This window comes from Bacillus marinisedimentorum (genome assembly GCF_001644195.2).
GTDB classification, from domain to species: domain Bacteria; phylum Bacillota; class Bacilli; order Bacillales; family Bacillaceae_O; genus Bacillus_BL; species Bacillus_BL marinisedimentorum.
Window position 1 is genome coordinate 77,429 of sequence record NZ_LWBL02000016.1, and the last position, 24,400, is coordinate 101,828.

The 24,400-nt window shown below is 48.9% G+C and carries 22 protein-coding genes; 17 read left to right on the forward strand and 5 right to left on the reverse strand.

Features of this window, described 5'->3' with window-relative positions:
- The first annotated feature begins 67 nt into the window (after positions 1-67).
- From meaB to A4U59_RS05120, 5 genes are all read left to right on the forward strand, one after another.
- Positions 68-1,051: a methylmalonyl Co-A mutase-associated GTPase MeaB gene (gene meaB / locus A4U59_RS05100; protein WP_066176282.1), complete on the forward strand. Its 984-nt coding sequence runs from the start codon at positions 68-70 to the stop codon at positions 1,049-1,051.
- Positions 1,026-1,706: a TetR/AcrR family transcriptional regulator gene (locus tag A4U59_RS05105; protein ID WP_066176090.1), complete on the forward strand. Its 681-nt coding sequence runs from the start codon at positions 1,026-1,028 to the stop codon at positions 1,704-1,706. Before meaB ends, A4U59_RS05105 begins: the two co-directional genes overlap by 26 nt.
- Before the next feature lie 21 nt (positions 1,707-1,727).
- Entirely contained in the window at positions 1,728-4,997 is a 3,270-nt protein-coding gene (gene icmF / locus A4U59_RS05110) for a fused isobutyryl-CoA mutase/GTPase IcmF (protein ID WP_066176094.1), read from the forward strand.
- 468 nt (positions 4,998-5,465) lie between these two features.
- Positions 5,466-5,975 carry a DNA-directed RNA polymerase subunit delta gene (gene rpoE / locus A4U59_RS05115; RefSeq protein ID WP_066176097.1) on the forward strand — a complete coding sequence of 170 codons (510 nt, stop codon included), beginning with the start codon at positions 5,466-5,468 and terminating at the stop codon, positions 5,973-5,975.
- A 570-nt stretch (positions 5,976-6,545) separates the two neighbouring features.
- Positions 6,546-8,156 (forward strand): CTP synthase, encoded by a 1,611-nt coding sequence (locus A4U59_RS05120; RefSeq protein ID WP_066176102.1) that lies wholly within the window; start codon positions 6,546-6,548, stop codon positions 8,154-8,156.
- 239 nt (positions 8,157-8,395) lie between these two features.
- Here the strand turns inward: A4U59_RS05120 and A4U59_RS05125 are convergent, their stop codons facing one another.
- Both A4U59_RS05125 and A4U59_RS05135 read right to left on the reverse strand, forming a co-directional pair.
- A complete protein-coding gene (locus A4U59_RS05125; RefSeq protein ID WP_245680499.1) occupies positions 8,396-8,800 on the reverse strand; it encodes a GyrI-like domain-containing protein in 405 nt (134 codons plus the stop codon).
- A gap of 377 nt (positions 8,801-9,177) precedes the next feature.
- Positions 9,178-9,711 (reverse strand): DUF2529 family protein, encoded by a 534-nt coding sequence (locus tag A4U59_RS05135; protein ID WP_066176107.1) that lies wholly within the window; start codon positions 9,709-9,711, stop codon positions 9,178-9,180.
- Positions 9,712-10,444: 733 nt separating this feature from the next.
- Here A4U59_RS05135 and A4U59_RS05140 point away from each other — a divergent pair.
- From A4U59_RS05140 to A4U59_RS05185, 10 genes are all read left to right on the forward strand, one after another.
- Complete coding sequence (locus A4U59_RS05140; RefSeq protein WP_066176110.1) at positions 10,445-10,810, forward strand: response regulator; 366 nt, start codon at positions 10,445-10,447, stop codon at positions 10,808-10,810.
- A 379-nt stretch (positions 10,811-11,189) separates the two neighbouring features.
- Positions 11,190-12,053 (forward strand): class II fructose-bisphosphate aldolase, encoded by an 864-nt coding sequence (locus A4U59_RS05145; protein WP_066176114.1) that lies wholly within the window; start codon positions 11,190-11,192, stop codon positions 12,051-12,053.
- Positions 12,054-12,153: 100 nt separating this feature from the next.
- On the forward strand, positions 12,154-12,795 hold the full coding sequence (fsa, locus tag A4U59_RS05150) for a fructose-6-phosphate aldolase (protein WP_066176116.1): 642 nt from the start codon (positions 12,154-12,156) through the stop codon (positions 12,793-12,795).
- 63 nt (positions 12,796-12,858) lie between these two features.
- The gene (locus tag A4U59_RS21970; RefSeq protein ID WP_066176118.1) at positions 12,859-13,299 is read left to right on the forward strand and encodes a hypothetical protein; all 441 of its coding nucleotides are present in this window, start codon (positions 12,859-12,861) and stop codon (positions 13,297-13,299) included.
- A 257-nt stretch (positions 13,300-13,556) separates the two neighbouring features.
- Entirely contained in the window at positions 13,557-14,843 is a 1,287-nt protein-coding gene (locus tag A4U59_RS05160; RefSeq protein WP_066176122.1) for a UDP-N-acetylglucosamine 1-carboxyvinyltransferase, read from the forward strand.
- A gap of 184 nt (positions 14,844-15,027) precedes the next feature.
- Positions 15,028-15,996 (forward strand): class II fructose-bisphosphatase, encoded by a 969-nt coding sequence (gene glpX / locus A4U59_RS05165; RefSeq protein ID WP_066176125.1) that lies wholly within the window; start codon positions 15,028-15,030, stop codon positions 15,994-15,996.
- A gap of 347 nt (positions 15,997-16,343) precedes the next feature.
- A complete protein-coding gene (gene rho / locus A4U59_RS05170; RefSeq protein WP_066176128.1) occupies positions 16,344-17,621 on the forward strand; it encodes a transcription termination factor Rho in 1,278 nt (425 codons plus the stop codon).
- A 221-nt stretch (positions 17,622-17,842) separates the two neighbouring features.
- Positions 17,843-18,043, forward strand: a complete 201-nt coding sequence (rpmE, locus tag A4U59_RS05175; protein ID WP_066176131.1) for a 50S ribosomal protein L31 — start codon at positions 17,843-17,845, stop codon at positions 18,041-18,043.
- 216 nt (positions 18,044-18,259) lie between these two features.
- Entirely contained in the window at positions 18,260-18,883 is a 624-nt protein-coding gene (locus A4U59_RS05180; RefSeq protein WP_066176133.1) for a thymidine kinase, read from the forward strand.
- A 376-nt stretch (positions 18,884-19,259) separates the two neighbouring features.
- A complete protein-coding gene (locus tag A4U59_RS05185) occupies positions 19,260-19,736 on the forward strand; it encodes a hypothetical protein (RefSeq protein ID WP_066176135.1) in 477 nt (158 codons plus the stop codon).
- Between the two features lie 282 nt (positions 19,737-20,018).
- Here A4U59_RS05185 and A4U59_RS05190 read toward each other — a convergent pair whose 3' ends face one another.
- The 3 genes from A4U59_RS05190 to A4U59_RS21675 all read right to left on the reverse strand — a co-directional run bounded on the left by A4U59_RS05190 (position 20,019) and on the right by A4U59_RS21675 (position 22,342).
- A complete protein-coding gene (locus A4U59_RS05190) occupies positions 20,019-20,222 on the reverse strand; it encodes a hypothetical protein (RefSeq protein ID WP_066176138.1) in 204 nt (67 codons plus the stop codon).
- Between the two features lie 83 nt (positions 20,223-20,305).
- A complete protein-coding gene (locus A4U59_RS05195) occupies positions 20,306-21,634 on the reverse strand; it encodes a CoA-disulfide reductase (RefSeq protein ID WP_066176141.1) in 1,329 nt (442 codons plus the stop codon).
- A gap of 519 nt (positions 21,635-22,153) precedes the next feature.
- Positions 22,154-22,342: a hypothetical protein gene (locus A4U59_RS21675; RefSeq protein ID WP_066176143.1), complete on the reverse strand. Its 189-nt coding sequence runs from the start codon at positions 22,340-22,342 to the stop codon at positions 22,154-22,156.
- A gap of 113 nt (positions 22,343-22,455) precedes the next feature.
- Between A4U59_RS21675 and prfA the strand changes: the two genes are divergently transcribed.
- Together prfA and prmC are read left to right on the forward strand one after the other, a co-directional pair.
- Positions 22,456-23,520, forward strand: a complete 1,065-nt coding sequence (gene prfA / locus A4U59_RS05205) for a peptide chain release factor 1 (RefSeq protein WP_066176284.1) — start codon at positions 22,456-22,458, stop codon at positions 23,518-23,520.
- Positions 23,520-24,392 carry a peptide chain release factor N(5)-glutamine methyltransferase gene (gene prmC / locus A4U59_RS05210; RefSeq protein WP_066176145.1) on the forward strand — a complete coding sequence of 291 codons (873 nt, stop codon included), beginning with the start codon at positions 23,520-23,522 and terminating at the stop codon, positions 24,390-24,392. Before prfA ends, prmC begins: the two co-directional genes overlap by 1 nt.
- The last annotated feature ends 8 nt before the right edge of the window (positions 24,393-24,400 follow it).

The window sequence follows — 24,400 nt, forward strand, 5'->3', positions numbered from 1 at the left end:
GCCAGGCAATCGAACGGCAATGCAACAGGCAATGCAACAAAGTGAATCAACAAGGAGGAAACAAATGATGCACCCCCTCGCCGAACGGATACAAAAAGGAGAAGAACGGGCGCTGGCACGGGCGATCACATATGTTGAGGATGATCATCCGGAGAAGCTGGCTTTATTGAAGGACATTCATTCGCTGACAGGCAATGCCCATTATATTGGGCTGACCGGATCGCCGGGGGCGGGAAAAAGTTCGCTTGTGAACCGGCTGATCTCCCATCTTCGGTCGCTCAACCTGACAGTGGGCATCGTGGCGGTCGATCCGACGAGTCCTTTCAGCGGGGGAGCGCTTCTTGGCGACCGAGTGCGGATGGCGGAACATTTCACCGACCCGGGGGTGTTCATCCGCAGTATGGGGACGCGGGGAAGCCTTGGCGGACTGTCGAGAACAACAAAAGAAACAGTCCGGCTGATGGATGCATTCGGATTCGATGTCATTTTAATTGAGACGGTGGGAGTCGGCCAATCCGAACTCGACATCATGAAAATCGCCGATACGACAGCAGTCGTACTGACACCTGGAAGCGGTGACGCCGTTCAGGTATTCAAAGCGGGAATCATGGAAATCGCCGACTTGTTTGTCATCAATAAGTCAGATATGCCCGGTGTTCCAAAGCTTATGTCCGAAATTGAAAGCTTGCTTGATTTGATGAATACATCAGGAAAAAAATGGAACCCGCCGATCGTCAAAACGGTTGCTGCCCGTAACGAAGGCCTGCCGGAATTATGGGAAACGATTGAGCGGCACAGAACGTTTTTGAGAGAATCGGGTGAAGGCGATCGGCGCCGGGCGCATCACCTTGAAGAAGAAGTGTATGAAGTCGCACATTACGAAATCATGCGCCGGCTCATTGAATCGGAAAAAAACACCGGCCCCAAGTGGCTGGAAAATCTGCGCACCGGCCAATCAGACCCATATTCCATCGCCCGGGAAATTGCGGGCAAGTGGATAAATCGGCTGGAAGAGAGGGATGGGGATGAGAAAACAACAGGTACCAAGTAACGTAAAGGATGAAAAGAAGGTCCAGCTGCGGAGAGACCAGATGATCAAAGGGGCGGTTACGTTATTCAAGGAAAAAGGATTCCACAGGACGACAACGCGGGAAATCGCTGCTGCTGCGGGCTTCAGTGTCGGGACGCTCTATGAATATATCCGTAAAAAGGAAGACGTCCTGTATCTCGTTTGCGACAGTATTTACGATCATGTCCAGGAGCGGATGCGCCAGGCGATCACACAGGAAGAAGGAAACCTTGCCGATTTGAAAAAAGCGATCGCCGCTTATTTTCTAGTAATGGATGAAATGCAGGATGAAGTGCTGGTGATGTATCAGGAAGCAAAATCCCTCACAAAAGACGCCCTCCCATACGTACTCAAAAAGGAACTGGAAATGGTTGAACTGATTGAAGACGTCATTCGCAGTTGTGTGAGAAATGGAGATATCGAGTTGACGGAATCCGGAATCCGGCTCGGAGCCCACAATATTTTTGTCCAGGGACAGATGTGGGGGTTTCGCCGCTGGATACTGCAAAAACAGTACACGCTGGAAGAGTATACGGAACTGCAGACAAACCTGCTGTTCAACGGCTTCCTCTATCAGAAAGGGAAGAGTGAGGCACTGAATAACATGCAATTGTCATTTGGAAGAAAAGCTGAATAATAACAAAGGGGAGATGAGCGGATGTCTCAAACGGAAATTTATCGTCCGAAACACCATGTTCGGTTTGTAACCGCTGCAAGTTTGTTCGACGGCCATGATGCTTCGATTAACATTATGCGCCGCATTCTTCAGACCAATGGGGTTGAAATCATTCACCTCGGCCACAATCGCTCTGTCGAAGAAATTGTCAACGCTGCCATTCAGGAGGATGTCCAGGGTATTGCGATCACTTCCTACCAGGGCGGGCATGTTGAATTTTTTAAATACATGTATGACTTGCTGCAGGAAAAAGGGGCGTCGCATATCCGCATTTACGGAGGCGGCGGCGGTGTCATTATTCCGCGGGAAATAAAGGAACTGCACGATTACGGCATCTCCCGCATCTTTTCACCTGAAGACGGCCGCGAGATGGGCCTGCAGGGCATGATCAACCTGATGGTAGAAGAATGCGACTTTCCGACCGTAACAGGCGTGACCGATGAACTGGCCGGCGTGGCAAAAGGCGATGCCCAGTCAATTGCGCGTGTCATCACCCTTGCGGAAAACCAGCTGTCCGCCAATAAGGAAACGGCTGCGGCTACGGCTGAAGCCGCTGATTTGTCCGTGCTGGAAAATATGACCCGTGATATTCCGATACTCGGAATAACCGGAACAGGCGGGGCAGGGAAAAGCTCGCTCACCGACGAACTGGTGCGCCGGTTCCTGAATGAACTGCCCGATAAAAAAATCGCCATTCTTTCTGTCGATCCTACGAAACAAAAAACCGGCGGAGCGCTCCTGGGTGACCGTATCCGAATGAATGCGATTTTTTCGCCGAACGTTTATATGCGCAGCCTCGCGACTCGAGGATCCAAAACCGAATTGTCCGCAGCCATCAAAGAAGCGATCCAGGTTGTCAAAGCGGCCGATTTCGATATGATCATCGTCGAAACGAGCGGAATCGGCCAGGGTGATGCTGAAATTGCAGAAATCAGCGATGTGTCCATGTATGTGATGACGAGCGAATTCGGGGCCCCATCCCAGCTTGAGAAAATCGACATGATTGATTTCGCTGATCTAATCGTCATCAATAAATACGAGCGTAAAGGTTCCGAAGATGCGTTGAAACAGGTGCAAAAACAGTACCAGCGCAGCCATATGCTGTTTGACCGCGACCTTTCCGACATGCCGGTATACGGCACAATCGCAAGCCAATTCAATGATCCGGGGACAAACACGCTGTTCTCCGTCCTTGTAGAAGCCGTCAATCAAAAATGCGGAACGGATTGGACAACAGCGCTTGCACGAACCGATAAAGTGGAAAAGCAAAATTTAATCATATCACCGAACCGCCGTTACTACCTGCGGGAAATTGCGGAAACGGTGCGCGATTACCACCGCCATACCGATCATCAGGTGAAAGTCGCACGCAGGCTTTACCAGGTTGAGGGGACACTTGAAGCGCTGAAGGCGAAAGAGCAAAATGCCGAAGTGGTCCGGTCGCTTGAAACCCTGCGTGACGGCATTGAAAGCGAACTGACCAATGAGTCGAAACTGATTTTGGAAAACTGGCCTGAACTGAAAGAAAAATACAGCGGTGATGAATTTGTCGTTAAAATCCGCGATAAAGAAATCCGGACCGAACTGAATACCAAGACGTTATCAGGGATCTCCATCCCGAAAGTGGCTCTGCCGAAATACGAAGACTACGGTGAAATCCTGCGCTGGGTGTACAAAGAAAACGTCCCGGGATCCTTTCCATATACTGGCGGCGTATTCCCGTTCAAGCGTAAAGGCGAGGACCCGAAACGCCAATTTGCCGGAGAAGGAACACCGGAACGGACCAACCGCCGTTTCCATTACCTTTCTAAGGATGATGAAGCAAAACGGCTCAGCACCGCGTTTGATTCCGTCACTCTTTACGGGCAGGATCCGGACCCGCGCCCGGACATCTACGGGAAAGTCGGGGAAAGCGGTGTCAGCATCTGCACGCTTGAAGATATGAAAAAGCTCTATGACGGGTTCGATCTGATTGCCCCGACAACGTCTGTTTCGATGACGATCAACGGGCCGGCGCCGATCATTCTCGCCATGTTCATGAACACGGCGATCAGCCAGCAGCTTGAACGGTTTGAAGAGGAAAACGGGCGCAAGCCGGATGAAGCGGAAGCGGAGGAAATCAGGGAGAAGACATTACAGACGGTCCGCGGAACTGTCCAGGCCGACATTTTAAAAGAGGACCAGGGCCAGAACACGTGCATTTTCTCGACTGAATTCGCATTAAGGATGATGGGCGATATCCAGGAGTACTTTATCGACCATAAAGTCCGCAACTACTATTCTGTGTCGATTTCCGGCTATCATATCGCTGAAGCGGGTGCGAACCCGATTTCACAGCTTGCATTCACACTTGCAAACGGATTCACGTATATCGAGTACTACTTGAGCCGCGGCATGGATATCAACGACTTTGCACCGAATCTATCCTTCTTCTTCTCAAACGGGTTGGATGCCGAATACACCGTGATAGGAAGGGTGGCGCGCCGCATCTGGTCGACGGTGCTGCGTGACAAGTATGGTGCGAATGAACGGAGCCAGAAGCTGAAATACCATACGCAAACATCCGGGCGCTCCCTGCATGCCCAGGAAATCGACTTCAATGATATCCGGACGACATTGCAGGCTCTGATGGCGCTGCAGGATAACTGTAACTCGCTTCATACGAATGCATACGACGAAGCCATCACAACGCCGACCGAAGAATCGGTCCGCCGCGCAATGGCGATCCAGCTCATCATCACAAAGGAGCATGGCCTTTCCAAAAACGAAAACCCGCTGCAAGGTTCATTCGTCATCGATGAGCTTACCGACCTTGTTGAAGAAGCGGTACTGCAGGAGTTCGAACGGATCAACGACCGCGGCGGCGTGCTCGGCGCCATGGAAACCCAATACCAGCGCGGCAAGATCCAGGAAGAATCAATGCTCTATGAAATGAAAAAACATACCGGCGAACTGCCGATCATCGGTGTCAACACCTATCGCAACCCGAACCCGCCTTCAGAAGAAGAAATGAACACAATTCAGCTGGCACGGGCATCGAAGGAAGAAAAAGAGCAGCAAATCGAAAACCTGAATGCGTTCAAAGAGCGAAATGAAAGTGAAACGGAAGAAGCACTGAAACGCCTTAAAGAAACAGCTGTAACAGGCGGCAACATTTTCGCGGAACTGATGGAATGCGTGAAAGTGGCCAGTCTCGGACAGATCACACATGCCCTATACGAAGTCGGCGGGCAGTACCGGCGCAACATGTAAGACAGGGAAGGGAAATGCGTTTTCTGCGCATTTTCCTCTTTTTTTAAAAGGCTTCCATGATTTTATAGTGACATCCATAAAATATTTATTTTCCGGCGGGCATTCATTTGCCTTTCATTTATGAGGCTGGTAACTTATAATCTTGTTCAGAAGCACTAACGCAGACAAATCTGCTTAAGTCACCGCTGTGAATATGGACAAATTAAAAAAGTTACGGTGAATAGTAGCATATTCTTACCATATTTGTTTATAATGAATGGTACGATTTTTATAAGGGCGCCTGTTTTACAGCAGGTAAATCTGGCAATAATATATAGCAGTCTATTTTTCGTATGTGAACAAGGACGCGAAAACGGCCGGCAGCTGGACGGGCTGCAGGGGCACCGTGTATAACGGGCCTGCACCACGCGGAAGCCGGGCTTTTTGAGTACCTGTCATGATAAAACCGTTTGCAAGGGAGTGGCTGAGATGGCATTGAGTCAATATAAGGACTATGAAGTTGAAGAAATGTCCATGATCGAAATTGCAGTGGAAATCCTGACCGAAGAACGTCAGTCGTATGATTTTCAGGATCTTGTGCTGAAAATTGCCGATGTAAAAGGAATGACAAGGCAGGAAGTGGAGCAGCGCATCGCCCAGTTCTACACAGACATGAATCTCGACGGCCGGTTTGTCAGCCTGGGTGATAATCACTGGGGTCTGAGCCGCTGGTATCCGTATGATTCGGATGAGGACGATTTGAACGCAACGGTCAAGCCGAAGCGGAAAAAGAAAAAGCGTGCCCTTTACGATGATTACGAAGAAGGTTTCGATGATGAAGCGGAAGAAGACGTCGAATCATTTGACGATGATGATGACGACATTCTTGAAGAGGATGAAGACCTGGCTTTTGACGATGATGATGACGAAGAAGAGGTTGACGAAGAACTGATCGAGGAAGATGAGTACGATCTTGACGATCTTGATGAAGACGAGTAAACAACTTGACATTAAATGTCGAACCGGATAAAATTCTATTTGGGCTCTAAAAATGATCGTGTACTGATATAAAACAAAAGCGCTCCCCCTTTGGAAATGAAGGCGGAGCGCTTTTGTTTTTTTATTTTGCTGCTTTGTTAAATGACAGTGTTGATTGGAAAAACGGACATCAAAACTGTGAAGTGACCGCAGAAAAATCACCGGCTTTGATGTGCTTTTTATCAACATTACGCTTTAACAGAGTCATTTTATAATAAAGTCATCAGATGCAAGACCCCCTGAGGAAAAGGGAAAGAACATCACGTCTTTTACAGCATCTCTTTTACTTTTTGTCTCTGTTAAACGCTAGTGTTGATTTCCGTTGCAGGTACTCGCTTTCCGCGGGGCGGGCGGTGAGCCTCCTCATCGCTATAGCTCTTGCGGGGTCTCACCTGTCCCGCTAGTCCCGCTGGAGTCTCGCACCTTCCACTCCAATCAACTAGTATAAAAAATCAACATTGAGCTTTAACACAGTCTACTTTTTAATGAATTGGTAAAAATAATATAGAATCTTGAGGGGGAAGTGCAAATATGACAGCAAAGTATATTTTCGTAACCGGCGGTGTCGTTTCATCGCTTGGAAAAGGAATCACTGCAGCGTCACTCGGCCGCCTGCTGAAAAACCGCGGTTTGAATGTGACTATCCAGAAATTCGACCCGTATATCAATGTGGACCCGGGGACAATGAGCCCGTATCAGCATGGTGAAGTTTTCGTTACAGATGATGGTGCTGAAACTGACCTTGACCTTGGCCACTATGAACGCTTCATCGACATCAACCTCAGCCAGAACAGCAACGTGACAACCGGTAAAATTTACAGTACGGTACTGAAAAAGGAACGCCGCGGCGACTATCTCGGCGGCACAGTGCAGGTTATCCCGCACATCACGAATGAAATCAAAGAACGTGTTTTCCGTGCCGGCCGGGAAACGAATGCAGATGTTGTCATTACTGAAATCGGCGGTACTGTAGGGGATATCGAATCCCTGCCGTTTTTGGAAGCGATCCGTCAGATCAAAAGTGATGTCGGTGTAGATAATGTCATGTACATCCATACGACCCTTGTGCCTTACATCAAAGCTGCAGGGGAAATGAAGACAAAGCCTACCCAGCACAGCGTAAAGGAACTGCGCAGCCTTGGCATTCAGCCAAACGTCATCGTTGTGCGCTCGGAAATGCCGCTCACGCAGGATATGAAAGATAAAATTGCGCTGTTCTGTGACATCAATTCCAAATCTGTCATTGAAGCACTCGATGCTGATACGTTATACCAGGTGCCGCTCGCATTACAGGAGCAGCATTTCGACCAGATCGTCTGCGACCATCTGAAACTGACATGCAATGAAGCGGAAATGACCGAGTGGAAAGCGCTCGTTGAAAAAGTGACAAACCTTTCAAAGGTGACGAATATCGCGCTTGTCGGAAAATACGTGGAATTGCAAGATGCTTATTTATCTGTCGTGGAATCGCTTCGCCATGCCGGTTATGCCTTTGATTCTGATATCCAGATCAAATGGGTGAATGCTGAAGAAGTCACACCGGAAAATGTAGAAGAACTGATCGGTGATGTGGACGGCATCCTCGTACCAGGCGGATTCGGCGACCGCGGAATTGAAGGGAAAATCGAAACGATCCGTTTTGCCCGTGAGAAGAAGGTTCCGTTCTTCGGCATCTGCCTGGGAATGCAGCTTGCATCAGTGGAATTTGCCCGCAATGTCCTTGGACTTGAAGGCGCCCACTCTTCAGAAATCAATCCGGAAACGGGATACCCGGTTATTGACTTGCTTCCTGAGCAAAAGGATATCGAAGACCTTGGCGGCACGCTTCGCCTCGGACTGTATCCGGCTAAACTGAAAGAAGAAACGAATGCGTATACGGCTTATCAGGACGAAATCGTTTACGAGCGCCATCGCCACCGTTATGAATTCAACAATGAATACCGCCAGCAAATGGAAACTGCCGGCTTCGTATTCTCAGGTACAAGCCCGGACGGCCGCCTTGTGGAAATCGTCGAAGTGAAAGACCATCCATGGTTCCTCGCTTCCCAATTCCACCCGGAATTCCGTTCACGTCCGACCCGCCCGCAGCCGCTCTTCCGCGACTTCATCGGCGCGTCTCTGAAATACAGGGAAAATCAGTAATCTGTTTAAAGAAAACTCGCCAGTGCCGGCGAATTATCAAGACAAAGGCGCAGCTGCCCTTAGTTAGCTGCTGAATCCAAATACGTCGTCTTTGCTGGTCCTGTATGGAAATAAAAACCCGAACAAGCTGGAATGAGCTTTTTCGGGTTTTTTGTTGCTTTAAGATTGTGGTTTAGACAGTTTCCGGATTTTCATGAGGTATGTTAATGTCTTATTAAGCAAAAGTAAGAATGCCAAAATCAGAGACGGACCGGCAGATAAATTTCCACCTCTTCTCCTTTTTCCATTTGATGATAGGTTTCAACTATATAGGATTCCAAATCTCTTTGATACCCCTGTTTTTTAGCCCACTTCAATAACTGGGCATGAAGGTTTCCGATATTGGATACTTTCCCTCTGGTGGTCACATAACTTTGTGCAGTTTCAATAAAACTCATTCCTGGAGGAACGTCATTTAATGGGTCATTAACAATTAATCCTGCATAATAGTGGCCCTCTAGATGGTTTAAATCCTTTTTGGGCTGAAAGAAAGCGATCTCTGTTTCAGAATGGTTATGAATTTCGTTTGACCGAAGTAAAAGCTGCTGTGCAAGAACAGGAACTTCAGTGCCAAATTTGCAAATGCCCCAGTTCCTTTTAAGCACACTGCTTTAAAGCCTTTCTTTACTTGCTTAAATTCCATCCAGTACCTCCATTGATTTTCTTGAATTCTCTAATTCACTTTCAGTTTTGGCTCTGTTAAACGCTAGTGTTGATTTCCGTTGAAGGTACTCGCTTTCACCCAAGGGCACAAGTGCGACATCTGTTCCTGCTTCCCTCCGGTCGCACTCACAGTGTCTTCTTTGCCGCGGGGCGGGCGGTGAGCCTCCTCGTCGCTCCGCTCCTGTGGGGTCTCACCTGTCCCGCTAGTCCCGCAGGAGTCTCGCACCTTCCACTCCAATAAATCAACATTGAGCTTTAACACAGCCTCAGTTTTAAAAAATCCTCTAAACAAATAGACGTTCTGCTTCAGGATATGGGCTTAGTCGTACTCCTCCATAATCTCCAGCACACTGAAATACAGGCCGTAATAAGCAAACAGCGCAGCAATGCCTGAAGGAAGCCCGATACGCTCGCCGTCATCCTGCGGAAGCAGTGCTCTCACACATTTTGTATCAATATGGAAGTCCGTTTCTTCGTGCAGGCCGGGCCCGTCACTCTCCCTGACTGCGGATATGCCGACAGCGACAGCACCTGCTTCTGCGGCCTTTTTGGCAATATCCACAACTTTTTCATCATCCGAAAAGCGGGTGGCCAGGATGATCCGGTCGACGGGAGTCAACGAGGCCATCGTTCCGTGTTTGTCAATAAGCGGCCGCGCTTCCGGAAAGCGCTCGGGCCCACTCAAAGCCTGTCCTTCAATAGCCTTCATTTCATCGGCACCGTATATGTATACATTTCCGTCACCGACAAGGGCCTGGCTGACAGCACGTGCCCCGTCTTCAATCGCCATTTCCTCTTCTTCCCCGATTTTTTTGAAAATACCGGACAGCTGTGTGGCAAATATTTTAAGCATATATGTCGCCCTCCCTGGAAAAAGGTGATGCTCTGACATCTATCTTACAGGTTCGGCGTGCCGAACGCCAAAGTGTTTGAATTTCAAGGGGAAATGCACGTTAAAAAATGGTTTTGTTAGACCGGGATGACGGATAGTGGCTCCGGACATTTAATTTCGCGCAGAGTTGTGGCTGTTTCACCCTAAACGACATATTTTTCACGCTGTTGGACCCTGTTTTCACGCCGAACTCTGCGAGCTATTACAGCCGGGGCCGGGTTTCGCGCCACAATCTCGAACTTTCACGCCAACCCATTCACATTTCACGCGCTAACCCAGCCTATTCACGCCAAATCTCTGGCTATTCACGCCAGAGCACTTGTTTCACGCCGAACTCGTTGTACCATTCCGGCAACATTACGCCTGCAACCTCGAGTTGCTCGCCAATCATCATCATACATAGTCTGGAAGACAACCGGCCAGAATCACCTTTAATATAAAGAGACCAGACAATTCAACAGAGTCCATCGCACCACAGCGCAAGCGGAACGCTTCAAACGAACCCGCCCCTCACCTCAAACAGTTCCAAAAACCAGAATTTTGCCGAAAAATAAATATTCCTGATGGAAACTGGTGAAATGTTTTATGTAAAGTCGGCAGGAAAACCGAAGTAATTGAAAGAATACATTGGAAGTTAATGTTTTTTATACATAATCTCAGTAATTTATCAATCCCGTAAAGTGAGGTGATTTATATGGGTGAAAAAATTCTGATTGTCGATGACCAGTACGGCATCCGAATTCTGCTCAATGAAGTTTTCCAAAAAGAGGGCTACGAGACTTTCCAGGCTGCCAATGGCGTCCAGGCACTTTCCATCTTGGAAAATGAAAAGCCGGACCTTGTCCTGCTTGACATGAAGATTCCGGGGATGGACGGGATTGAGATTTTGAAGCGGATGAAAGAAAAGGATGACTCAACAAGGGTTATGATCATGACGGCCTATGGTGAACTGGATATGATCGAGGAAGCGAAAAACCTTGGTGCCCTAACTCATTTCGCCAAGCCTTTTGACATTGACGAAATCAGGCAGTCTGTCAGGGAGATTCTTGCCTCCAGTTAGGCAGACCGGTCAAACACTCTGTAGTTCAGGTTGAAATTTTCCGATTTTATCATCTTCAGGACGACATTTCCATACGTTCAACCCATAAAAAAGCCGGCCCTGCAGCAGAAGCCGGCCTTTTCATATGCTCATAAAAATGTTAATAATTTGTTCATAATTAACGAAAGATTGATTCAGCGATGTTGTTAACGTTTACACGCCGAACCCCGTCAGAAAGCCTGTATTGCCCTCCTTGAAACGTATTGGTATGCTAGAGGAGAAAACTTAGCATGTTCTTCCCGCCGCTGCAAAACACTGTCATTATCCACGAAGGTGTGTATGTTCAGTTTACAGTGGGTAAATCATAAAGACATGTGATATTTTTAAGGAGGATACAAGAATGCCTTTAGTTTCTATGACAGAAATGCTAAATAAAGCCAAAGAAGAAGGTTATGCTGTAGGACAGTTTAACCTGAACAATCTTGAGTTCACACAGGCGATCCTGCAGGCTGCCCAGGAAGAAAAGTCTCCGGTCATCCTTGGTGTTTCTGAAGGAGCTGCCCGTTACATGGGTGGATTCAAATTGGTTGTGAAAATGGTCGAAGCATTGATGGAAGAATATAAAGTGACCGTTCCGGTCGCCATTCACCTTGACCATGGCTCCAGCTTTGAAAAGTGCGCCCTGGCAATCCAGGCCGGATTCACTTCCGTTATGATTGACGGCTCCCACTTCCCGCTTGATGAAAACATCGCTCTTACAAAAAAAGTGGTTGAGCTTGCACATATCCACGGCGTATCGGTTGAAGCTGAACTTGGCCGCATCGGCGGACAGGAAGACGATCTAATCGTGGATGATGCTGAAGCGGCATATGCGGTTCCGGCAGAGTGCGACCGTCTTGTTGAAGAAACGAAAGTTGACTGCTTTGCTCCGGCACTTGGTTCTGTTCACGGCCCGTACAAAGGCGAACCGAACCTTGGCTTCGACCGCATGGAAGAAGTTAGCAAGCTGACAGGTATACCGCTCGTACTTCACGGCGGCACAGGAATTCCTACAAAAGATATCGAGAGAGCGATTTCCCTTGGCACAGCCAAGATCAATGTGAATACGGAGAACCAGATTTCTTCCGCTAAGCGTGTACGTGAGGTTCTTGCAGAACAGCCTGAACAATATGATCCGCGTAAATATCTTGGACCTGCACGCGATGCCATCAAAGAAACAGTCATCGGCAAAATGCGTGAATTCGGTTCTTCCAATAAAGCATAACAATTGCAGAATAAAGCGAAACCGTCTACTGGTAAGGCGGTTTCCTTTTTCTTAATAGTTTTTTAACTATTCATACCATAGATATCTGGAGGGATGAGGAATGAAGTTTTTTATCGACACTGCAAACCTTGATGAGATCAGGGAAGCGAATTCGCTTGGCTTGCTGGCGGGAGTTACAACCAACCCATCGCTTGTCGCAAAAGAAAAAGATGTGACCTTCGAGGAACGGCTTAAGGAAATAACTGATGAAGTATCAGGCTCCGTCAGCGCTGAAGTCATCGCCACTGATGCTGAAGGAATGATTGAAGAAGGAACAAAGCTTGCCGAAATCGCACCGAATATCACAATCAAGGTGCCGATGACGCCTGACGGCCTGAAGGCTGTTAAAAAATTCTCCGAACAAAACATAAAAACGAATGTGACGCTTGTCTTTTCTGCCAACCAGGCATTGATGGCTGCGCGTGCCGGTGCGACCTATGTGTCCCCGTTCCTTGGACGGCTTGATGATATCGGACATGACGGCATGGCGCTGATCGCCCAGATCGCTGAAATTTTTGCCATCCATGATATTGACACCCAGATTATCGCGGCCTCGATCAGACACCCAATGCACGTGACTGAAGCTGCCCTGAACGGCGCCGACATTGCAACAGTGCCGTCGAAGGTCATCACGCAAATGTTCAAGCACCCGCTCACCGAGCAGGGCATCGAGAAATTCCTTGCTGACTGGAATAACCGTTAAAAAAGCGCTTTCGGTTACGGAATCTAATAGTAAAGAAGATACTAATGGGCAGTTCAATTCAGTATGGGTTGGACTGCTTTTTTAATTGCGGAAGCAGCGGGACAGCTGAGGCCCCGCAAGAGCAGCGATAAGGAGGCTCAGCGCCCGGCCTCCGGAAAGCGAGCCCCTGGAGCGGAAATCAACTCCCCATATCAAGATACAATACCCAGGTTTCGTCTTGAAGTCTTTCATCGTATTCTGGAAATCCCAGCCTCTTCAGCCAGGGCAGCAAGCAAGATAAATGGTTCGTCTGCTGGTAACCAAGTTTTGACTATGGACTATTTTTTTCACAGTCAATCCTTGCCTCATGACCACATTTTTCCTCTTTCCATGCTAAAAGTTCCAGCCGCAAAGTTTTTTACAAAGGCAAAATGGGAAAAAGAATGGATAAGGGCCATGTTTTTCCACAGCGGCAATTATTTGTTGATGAAGGAAGTGAGGTTGTCCCTCAAAAGTGGAAAATAATGCACATGAAAACGTAAAATTCGTGTAAACTAGTAGGTAATAGATTAAGTTCAAGCAGGCTATGTGAAAGCTGTAAAGCATAGGATCCGCGGGGCGGAAGAGACCTCACGGCGCTTCTGCTGTGCAGCCGGCCCGTTGGATGGAAGATTCATCATTTCAACTGTTTTTAGTACATACGGGAGCGTTGCGTGCTGCTTCCGAAAGCTTTAATAATGGAGATTAACTTCATCAAAGCAAGTACTGGAAGGGAGACCAAGATGGAAAAGCTTAAAATTGAAGGCGGACGAACACTGACCGGAAAAATTAAAGTCAGCGGAGCGAAAAACAGTGCCGTAGCCTTGATACCGGCTGCAATTCTCGCAGAATCACCGGTAACAATAGAAGGGCTTCCAAACATATCGGATGTTCACATCCTGAGCTCGCTGCTCGAGGAAATCGGCGGCAAGGTGAATGTCGATCATAATGAAATCAGTGTAGACCCGTCGAACATGGTGGCAATGCCGCTTCCGAACGGAAAAGTAAAAAAACTGCGTGCTTCTTATTACTTGATGGGTGCGATGCTCGGACGGTTCAAGAAAGCGGTTATCGGCCTTCCGGGCGGATGCCACCTTGGACCGCGGCCGATCGACCAGCATATCAAAGGGTTTGAAGCGCTTGGCGCCCAGGTGACAAATGAGCAGGGGGCAGTCTATCTGCGTGCTGAAGAGCTTCACGGCGCCCGCATTTACCTGGATGTCGTCAGCGTCGGTGCGACCATTAATATCATGCTGGCCGCTGTACGTGCAAAAGGGCAGACGACAATCGAAAATGCTGCCAAAGAACCGGAAATTATCGACGTGGCGACATTGCTGACAAGCATGGGGGCAAAGATCAAAGGTGCCGGAACAGATGTCATCCGCATCCAGGGTGTCGACCAGCTCCACGGCTGCCAGCATACAATCATCCCGGATCGGATTGAAGCAGGCACATTCATGATCATGGCGGCGGCTGCCGGGCAGGATGTCGTTGTTGACAACATCATCCCGCAGCACCTCGAATCCCTGACCGCAAAGTTGCGTGAAATGGGTGTCAAAATCCAAACGAGTGATGAACAGGCGCTCATCTCGAGATCTGACTACCTGAAAACGGTAGATATTAAAACGCTTGTCTATCCGGGATTTGCGACCGATCTCCAGCAGCCTTTCACAGCCCTGCTCACATCCGCTTCAGGGACAGGCATTGTGACGGATACAATTTACGGCGCCCGGTTCAAGCATATTGATGAACTGCGGCGCATGAACGCTAACATTAAAGTAGAGGGAAATGCCGCAATCGTGAATGGCCCTGTCCAGCTGCAGGGGGCGAAAGTGAAAGCGAGCGATTTGCGGGCAGGTGCCGCCCTTGTTGTAGCCGGATTGATGGCAGACGGCATTACGGAAGTCACCGGCCTGGAGCATATTGACAGAGGCTATGAAAATCTGGTTGAAAAGCTCAAAGGCATTGGTGCTGAAATCTGGCGTGAAAAGATGACCGAAAAGGAAATTGAGCAGCTGCAGAGCTCTTAAGGGTTGCATTATTTCCCGAAAAGGATTACCGTTAAATTTGTAAGATTCTCGCTGTTAGAAAGGGGAACGGCCTGACGCACAGCCCGGCATTTAAGGAGTTTCCCTTTGTTTTTGCAGGCAAAGCAAACGCATACAAAACGTTTTGAATATCAATTCAAGTATAGGAGCCGGGGGAGGAACAACAATGGAAAGAAGTCTGTCAATGGAATTGGTCCGTGTAACGGAGGCGGCTGCGCTCGCTTCTGCCCGCTGGATGGGCCGCGGCAAGAAGGAAGAAGCCGATGATGCGGCAACGTCCGCTATGCGGGATGTTTTTGATACCGTCCCGATGAAGGGCACGGTTGTGATCGGTGAAGGGGAAATGGACGAGGCGCCGATGCTTTATATCGGCGAAAAGCTCGGTACCGGCTATGGTCCGCGTGTCGATGTCGCCGTCGACCCGCTTGAAGGGACAAACATTGTCGCTTCAGGAGGCTGGAATGCACTTGCTGTGCTGGCTGTTGCTGATCATGGCGACCTGCTGCATGCACCGGACATGTACATGGACAAAATTGCAGTCGGCCCGGAAGCGGTCGGCAAGGTCGATATCAATGCTTCTGTGCTCGATAATCTTAAAGCGGTGGCAAAAGCCAAGAACAAAGAGGTGGAAGATGTCGTTGCCACCGTTCTCAACCGTGAGCGCCACGCCGGCATTATCCAGGAAATCAGGGAAGCGGGAGCCCGCATCAAGCTGATACAGGATGGAGATGTAGCCGGTGCGATCAACACGGCGTTTGATACGACCGGTGTTGATATCCTGTTCGGAACAGGCGGCGCCCCTGAAGGCGTGCTTGCAGCTGTGGCCCTGAAGTGCCTTGGCGGTGAAATCCAGGGCAAGCTTGTGCCTCAAAATGAGGAAGAGCTTGAGCGCTGCAAAACGATGGGAATCGATGATATCAACAAGGTTCTCATGATGGAAGACCTCGTAGGCGGCGATGATGCCATTTTTGCCGCAACAGGTGTAACGGACGGCGAATTGCTTAAAGGGGTCCAGTTCAAAGGAAGCAATGGCACGACTCAGTCGGTTGTCATGAGGGCGAAGTCCGGTACGGTCAGGTTTATTGACGGGCGCCATAGCCTTGTCAAGAAGCCGAATCTTGTCATCAAGCCTTAATTGGCCGAACCACATATCATTGAACAGCGCGGCGGACACATTCATGCGTTCGCCGCTTCCTATGTTTGCCTTCTAAAATGAAGGGGATATCATCCCTGATTTCTCCCGATAAAGACCGCCAGCTGAAAAAACCCGTTGCGTTTAAGTTGATAGAGTAGTATAAAGAAACGTATAAAGGGAAAAATAAGAAGTGCTGCCACATCTGCTTCGGAGAATTTCTTCTTTCCTATTTTCTTCTAATGCGGTGCAAACAACCGCGCATAAAGACCCTAAAAAGCCTTCCAGCTGTCCTTTCCTGAAGTGCCAAAATATCTTTACAGTCAAAAAAGAAAAAGTGTGGTGTCATAATGATTTTAACTATTTCCAACCTTGAAGAAAAAAACTTGAAAGACTTATATGAACTCGCCCGTAATTACAAGATTTCGTATTACAGCAAGCTGACGAAACGCGAACTGATTTTTTCCATCCTGAAAGCACAGGCTGAAAAAGACGGCTTGCTGTTCATGGAAGGCGTCCTTGAAATCATCCAGTCAGAAGGATTCGGTTTCCTCCGCCCGATCAATTATTCTCCAAGTGCTGAGGATATTTACATTTCCGCTTCGCAAATCCGCCGTTTTGACCTCAGAAATGGTGATAAAGTATCCGGAAAAGTGCGGCCGCCAAAAGAAAACGAGCGTTATTACGGCCTTCTCCATGTCGAAGCCGTAAATGGGGAAGACCCGGAAACGGCGAAAGAACGTGTCCACTTCCCGGCGCTGACCCCGCTATATCCTGACCGGCATATGAGGCTGGAAACCGCTCCAAACAGGCTTTCCACCCGAATCATGGATTTGATCGCGCCAGTCGGATTCGGGCAGCGCGGCTTGATCGTTGCGCCTCCGAAGGCAGGTAAGACGATGCTTTTAAAAGAGATCGCCAACGCCATTACGGCCAACCATCCGGAAGCGGAACTCATCATGCTGCTCGTCGATGAGCGTCCTGAAGAAGTGACGGATATCGAGCGGTCGGTTGCCGGCGATGTCGTCAGCTCAACGTTTGACGAAGTGCCCGAAAACCATATCAAAGTGTCCGAGCTCGTCCTTGAACGGGCCATGCGCCTTGTCGAACATAAAAAAGATGTCATCATTCTAATGGACAGCATCACCCGCCTGGCGAGGGCATACAACCTCGTAATCCCGCCGAGTGGACGCACCCTGTCCGGCGGTATCGATCCGGCTGCCTTCCACCGCCCGAAACGGTTCTTCGGTGCTGCAAGGAATATTGAAGAAGGCGGCAGCCTGACAATTCTGGCGACAGCACTTGTCGACACCGGCTCGCGCATGGATGATGTCATTTATGAGGAATTCAAAGGCACAGGCAACATGGAGCTTCACCTTGACCGCTCCCTTGCCGAACGAAGAATCTTCCCGGCAATCGATATCCGCCGGTCCGGCACGCGGAAAGAGGAGCTTCTCATTCCGAAGGACCACCTCGACAAGCTTTGGGCGATCCGCAAGTCAATGTCAGATGCGCCTGACTTTGTGGAACGTTTCATGAAGAGACTGCGCCAGACAAAAACGAATGAAGATTTTTTTGATATGATGTCACAGGAAATGAGCGGCGGGGTAAAACGGGCGAAAGGATAATTTCATCCGCGATGTTGCAAAACATCTTTTATCCTGTTATAATTTCATTTGTGTGGTTAGATATGCCGCCTGGCAGACATCTGCTTGCCGGCATGCCAGCATTGATTCAAAAGATGTGCGGCGTTTAACGGAGCTAACGCTTCTTTGAAGAGACTGCACTCTGGGAATATATATTAAAACTCTGTTTCCAATGAGATTCAGGGCGGAAGGAGATGTAAGGCATGAAAACTGAAATCCAGCCTAAATACAACACAGCGAAGGTTAAGTGCTCTTGCGGCAACGAATTCGAAACAGGATCTGTAAAAGAAGATATCCGTGTCGAAGTTTGTTCCGAGTGCCATCCTTTCTATACTGGACGCCAGAAGTTTGCTGATGCAGGCGGCCGTGTAGATCGTTTCAGAAAAAAATACAACCTCAAGTAATCATTCATTCCAAAAGGCGTTTCGCCGATCGAGTGAATATCATACTGATCTTGGGAAACAGGCAAGATTCATATTCTTGCCTGTTTTTTTACGCGAATTTCCCCTTTTTCGAGGGGAAATTACATATTTTTGTCGAATGATAGTTAAGACGGAAAAGGTTTGTTTGAAAGCCGGTATTGCATCAGTGAGCGGAAACAAGGAAGGGAGAGACCGTCCATGTACGTCATGAAACAGAGCGGATGGGTTGAAATCATATGCGGGAGCATGTTCTCGGGAAAATCGGAGGAATTGATTCGGCGGGTGAGAAGGGCCCAGTACGGAAAATTGAACGTTCAGGTATTCAAACCTGCCCTTGATAACCGTTACAGCGAAGAAGCGGTTGTTTCCCATAACGGAACATCGGTCATAGCGGAGCCGCTGGCGGCTTCACGTGATATTCTGGAGAATGTGCTTCCTGAAACGGATGTTGTCGGTATTGACGAAGTCCAATTTTTTGATGAAGAAATAGTTGGCGTCGTCGAAGAACTGGCCGACCGCGGTTACCGTGTCCTGGCCGCAGGCCTTGACCAGGATTTCCGCGGCGAGCCGTTCGGCACAATGCCGGACCTCATGTCCCTGGCTGAGTCGGTCACCAAGCTCCAGGCGATTTGCCTTGTGTGCGGTTCACCGGCAAGCAGGACCCAGCGCCTGATCGACGGCGAGCCCGCTTCCTATGACGATCCGATCATCCTTGTTGGTGCATCGGAATCATACGAGCCGCGCTGCCGCCATTGTCACGATGTGCCGAACAAGCCCAAGATTTCAGACCAGCTGAAACAAGAAAATACAGCTAAGTCCTGATGTGAAGCCTGCCGTCCGTAACGGCAGGCTTTTTTCGTTGTTAAAAATTATAAAATGTAAGCGCTGCGGATAAAAAGCCAGGAGGGAATCGTCCAGCTCCAGGCGCCGGCGGCTATCGTCATAAGCGGTGATCCCCTCAGGGAGGAAAGAGCACCTCCCTGGGGGTACCCCCGCTTATGCGTAGGCCGCTAAAAAGGAAGTACGCAGCAGCCAATTTAAAAAATATCGATAAGGGCACCAGCGTCTCCGTCTTCGCCTAAAGGCTCGCTAATCGGCGAGCTTTCTTTTGTTTTGATCAGAGGGATGCCGTTAAAGTGAATTTGCCGCGCTGACTCTGGGCACACTACCTCTGAATCATATACGGAGGTGACTTGTGATGAAGCACTTTTTTAAAAAAACCCTGGCTGTTTTAGCCGTGTTTGCGGCTGTCACTGCCTGCTCGCCGATTGAACCGCCGGATGCAGCCATGTATGACGAAGACCCATATGAAAGAATGAATGCGGAAAAAGAGAAAGCGGACAGTGAAGGTTTCAACGACTATGACCTGACTGACCGCTCGCCGGATACAGATTTGAACCCCAATTTCCTTGATATCGGAACCGGCGGAGAGGATACAGGCATCAAGAACATAGGCACCGACCAGGATATGCTCCGCAGCGTCGTTGAACGGATGGACGAATTCAATCCAAAGCGGGTAAGCATTGTCGGCGAGAATGCATTTGTGACGGCCACATTCACCAGGAAATTCACCAGGGAAGAACGGCGAATGCTGAAAGATGAACTGGAGGAACGGCTCACCGGTGCGATGCCGCGCTATAACGTTAATTTGAAGGTTGAGCAGGCAAGGGATTGAGTTGCCGGAACAGGGTGGTTTTAGGAATGTTAATTGGCTAGTAAAGGGCCAGTCATAAGCGGATGTTTTGCGGAGGACTTATTTTATTGGGCCGGTTTGGTGTAGATTCCGGCACATTTGCAATCATCTCGTCCGGTTTTTAGCTTGCATGAAGGTTGCTGAGCACAGCGACCCCCCGGTTGTTCGTTTTAATAAATTGCGAACCCGTGAGGCGCCAGCATTGTTTGAGAAAAAAGATAAATCGACGTTTTTGAAAATTAACCGTCCGTTTTGATGTTAAATTCAATTTTTAAAAGATAAATTGCCTTTTTTGAAAATACCACTTTGCATAGCGACTCCCAAAGGCATTCCGGAAGAGCCCATATTACACACACATACAGGGCTGGCTCGCTGCATATTTCCTGTAAATGACGCAGTTTCACGCAAATCCACGCGAATTGCGGCCAATTCAAGTTCTGCTTTATGCAGATCGAGCTCTTCCAGCACGTATGCCTTCCCGTGATGCCATCCAAAAAAGATGCCTCTCCGTTATAAAGGAGAGGCATCTTACTAGTGAAGCATGGTTATCTTTACTTCGCCTTTCGTGCCGCCTGCTGCACAGGATCCCACACACTGTTGAACGGCGGCGCATACGTAAGGTCGAGATCCATCAAGTCTTCGATACTCATTTCATTGAACAATGCCGTAGCAATCACGTCAATCCGCTTTTCTGCACCGTTTTCACCAATGGCCTGGGCGCCGAGCAACTTGCGGGAATCTTTATTATAAATGAGCTTCACGTGAATCGGCTTGCTGTCAGGGTAATAATGAGCTTTATCACGCGCATCGGTTTTTATCGATGCAAAAGGAAGTCCGAGATCTTCAGCCTCACGCTCGGAAAGTCCGGTGCGGGCGAGCCCCAGGTCCATGAATTTCACGACGGACGAGCCGACAATCCCTTTGAATATTTTCGTCACGCCGGACATGTTGCTTCCGGCAATGACACCCTGCTTGTTCGCATTCGTGCCGAGCGGAATGTGGTCATCTTTTTCTTTGATGCGGTGATATTGGGAAGCGCAGTCGCCTGCCGCGTATACGTCTTTCACGTTCGTTTCCATATAGGCATTCACTTTGATCTCGCCTTTAGGGCCGAGTACGATATTGGTTTCGGCCAGGAACCGGGTGTTTGGCCGAACGCCGATTGAAACAAGTACAAGGTCGGAGTCATAGGTGCCTTTATCGGTTTTCACCTTGCTCACTTTGCCGTTTCCTTCAAAGCCTGTCACTTTTTCGGAGAGCTTCACCTCGATATTGTGTCGTTTTGCTTCTTCACTGATATACTCGGCCATATCAGAGTCGAACGTAGTACCGAGCTGCGGCGCCATTTCGATGATGGTAACCTTCTTGTCCAGTTTCACAAAGGATTCCGCCATTTCCAGACCGATGTACCCGCCGCCGATGATGGTCACATTCTCGACGCCATCCATATTCTCCATAACCGTATGGGTATCGACAATCGTTTTTAACGGGTAAATGCCATCAAGCTCAATTCCTTCCCACTTTGGAACGATAGGCGAAGCTCCGGTAGCAATCAGAAGCTTATCATATTCGTACTCAAAATCTTCACCGGTTTTCACTTGTTTGCCGTACACTTTTTTGTTCTCCGTATCAACGGAAGTAACTTCATGATACTCTGTAGCATTGATTCCGTATTTAGAAACGAACGTCTCCCGCTTACGGGCGACCAGGTTATCGGTTGATTCGATGTCGCCGCTTACGACATACGGAAGGCCGCACTGCGCATACGAATAATGGGCCCCTTTTTCAAGTACAGTGATTTCGGCATCCGGCTGATTGCGGACAATCTGCATCGCCGCACTCATGCCGCCTGCGTCTCCCCCAATGATGATTACTTTCATGAATTACTACCTCCCTGTTTTAAGCAAATTCAACCGGAGTAAAAATACCTATACAGGTATATAAATAGATGTAAAGGTCCGGATGAGCTTCATTATAAAGTATTCTACATTTCTGTATGATTCCCTCTTTGCGGTCTTTTGAACCATAATGCTGACGATTTGGCGGGTAAGCCGCGAAAAAGCGGAACTGAAGCCGTGAAGAGCTGTTTGATAGACTGTAAAAAGGCCGGTGAATCAAAAAAAGTCATGAATTAGACACAATTTATGCGCATCAGCAAAAGATTTGCTGTTTTTTTAAGTTAGCGGGAGGAATTGGATTGCTGGCCGCATCCAAATAATTGGGTGTCGAGTGTATTGATACTGCCGGGCAGGTTTTCCGGTTATCGTGCCATAGCCTCGCTTTGTTACGCCGTAACCTGCTGCTTTTCTGCCATTACTTGCTGCTTTCGCGCCGATGGGAGCGGAGCGGTACTGCAGGAGCAAGGTTTCACGCCGCAACTCTCCGTTTTCGCGCCGGAGTCACTGATTTTCAAGCGGAAAGCCTATGTATTTACGCCAAAAGCACGTTATTTCACGCCTCATCAGTGATTTTACGCCGTACGCCGTCTGTTTCACGCCGTAACGGAAAGGCAGGTTTTCCGGTTTCACGTTCCCCGCATCTTCCCTGCCGCCGCCTGAGCGGCTAGTTTCAATGGAAGCATGACTCAATTACGTTCATCTATTCCCTTTAACAAATGCCTGCCCCCTCGTTTGATTTTGACTGCCGGGTATGTCCTATACTATAATTAGAATGTTATGGACCAAAAAAGAGGTGAGCGATGGTGTTTGATCGTTTAGAAGCAGTTGAAGAGCGATACAACAAGTTGAATGAACTGCTGAGTGATCCGGAAGTCATCAATGACTCCAACAAACTTCGTGAATATTCGAAGGAACAGGCAGACATCCAGGAAACCGTTGAAAAATATCGTGAATATAAAGAAGTCACTGAGCAGCTCGATGACGCGAAAGCCATGCTTGAAGATAAGCTTGATGCAGATATGCGCGAAATGGTGAAAGAAGAGATTTCCGAGCTGCAGGAACGGAAGGAAGAACTCAGCGAACGGCTGAAAATTCTCCTGCTGCCAAAAGATCCGAATGATGATAAAAACGTCATCATGGAAATCCGCGGCGCGGCCGGTGGTGATGAAGCGGCGCTGTTCGCTGGTGATTTGTACCGCATGTACAGCCGTTTCGCCGAAGTGAAAGGCTGGAAGACGGAAATCATCGAAGCTTCTCCGACGGAACTCGGCGGCTATAAAGAAATCATTTTTATGGTGAATGGGAACGGCGCTTATTCGCAGCTGAAGTATGAAAATGGAGCCCACCGCGTTCAGCGTGTGCCGGAGACTGAATCAGGCGGCCGTATCCATACGTCGACAGCGACTGTAGCGGTTCTTCCGGAAGCGGAGGAAGTCGAAGTCGATATCCATGAAAAAGATATCCGTGTCGATACGTTCGCTTCAAGCGGACCAGGGGGGCAGAGCGTTAACACCACGATGTCAGCTGTCCGTTTGACGCACGAGCCGACCGGCATTGTCGTCTCATGCCAGGATGAAAAATCGCAGATCAAAAACAAGGAGAAAGCGATGAAAGTTCTCCGTGCGCGCATCTATGATAAATTTCAGCAGGAGGCTCAGGCAGAGTATGCCGAAAACCGGAAGATGGCCGTCGGATCCGGTGACCGTTCCGAGCGGATCCGCACGTACAACTTCCCACAAAGCCGCGTGACCGATCACCGCATCGGCTTGACGCTGCAAAAACTTGACCAGATTTTACAGGGCAAGCTTGATGAAATCATTGACGCGCTCATCATGGAAGAACAAGCGAAACAAATGGAGAATGCGTAATGCCTCGTATATATGAAGCCCTCAACCGGGCTTCTTCTTTTTTGGAAGAAGCCGGGCGTGAACCGACCGCTGCTGAGTTGCTGCTGCGCCATGTTCTGGGTGTAAGCCGCACTCAGCTGTTTGTGCAGTATCGTGATGAAATGGATGAAAAAGCGCATAAGAAGTTTAAAGAATATATTCGCCGTCATGCTGAAGGGATACCCGTGCAGCATATAACCGGCAGCGAAGAATTTTACGGCCGGACATTTGCAGTCACCAGAGAAGTGCTCGTTCCCCGTCCGGAAACGGAAGAGTTGATCGCCGGTTTGCTTGATCGCATTCATAAGTATTTCACCGGACAGGATTCGATCAGGGTGGTTGACGTCGGAACAGGCAGCGGCATCATTGCTGTCACTCTTGCCTTAGAGGAACCGCGGCTGGAAGCTGCTGGAATAGATATCTCAGAACCGTCCCTGGCAATTGCCAGGCAAAATGCCCGCATGCTCGGAGCGGATGTCAACTTCATACGGGGCGATCTCCTGCAGCCCCTGATTGAAAAAGGTGAAAAAGTGGATGTCGTCGTGTCAAATCCTCCATATATTCCTGATGAGGACGTGGATAAGCTTTCCCCTGTCGTCAGGGAGCATGACCCGATGCGGGCACTTGCCGGCGGTCATGACGGCCTTGATTTTTACCGGCGGTTCATGGAGGAAATTCCGCTTATTATTAAAGATAAAGCAATCGTCGCCTTTGAAATCGGTACCGGACAGGGAGCGGATGTCGCTGACATGCTGCGGCGTACGTTTGCAGATAAAAAACCAACAGTTGAAGTGGTGAATGACATAAACGGCAAGGACAGGATGGTGTTTGCGGAGATTGGTTTCAATGGATAATGACTTGA